General features: G+C 44.8%; 1 pseudogene. It reads right to left on the bottom strand.

Annotated features, from left to right (window positions below):
• Positions 1-326 (bottom strand): annotated as a pseudogene (locus RYX56_RS21635) (peptidase M42); the annotation flags it as partial.

Below are 326 nucleotides of genomic sequence, written 5' to 3'. Positions count from 1 at the left end.
CTCCTGAGCGGATTGCTGCGGAGGCGTCTGATCCATAATAGGGATAAATGTCCAGCTTATAATCAATCTTATTTTCCTCTGCAAGACGGATTAACTTTTTTCGTAATCCATAATGATAGGGGCCGCTGGCATCTTTAGCGCAAATTGATACGGTATATTCGTCCGTGGACTGACCGTCCCCCATCGCCCCCATATCGACTGCCAAATATTCCACCGTTTCCGGGGGGATATTGGAGTTGCCGCCATAGCCGATTTCCTCATTATTCGAAATGAGAAAGTGAGTCGTACAAGGCAGATTGATATTTTCTACTTTAATTTGTTTCATC

It is taken from the genome of Alkalihalophilus lindianensis (assembly GCF_032843265.1).
Taxonomy (GTDB): Bacteria; Bacillota; Bacilli; order Bacillales; family Bacillaceae_D; genus Alkalihalophilus; species Alkalihalophilus lindianensis.
This window is presented reverse-complemented; position numbering and strand designations above follow the sequence as displayed.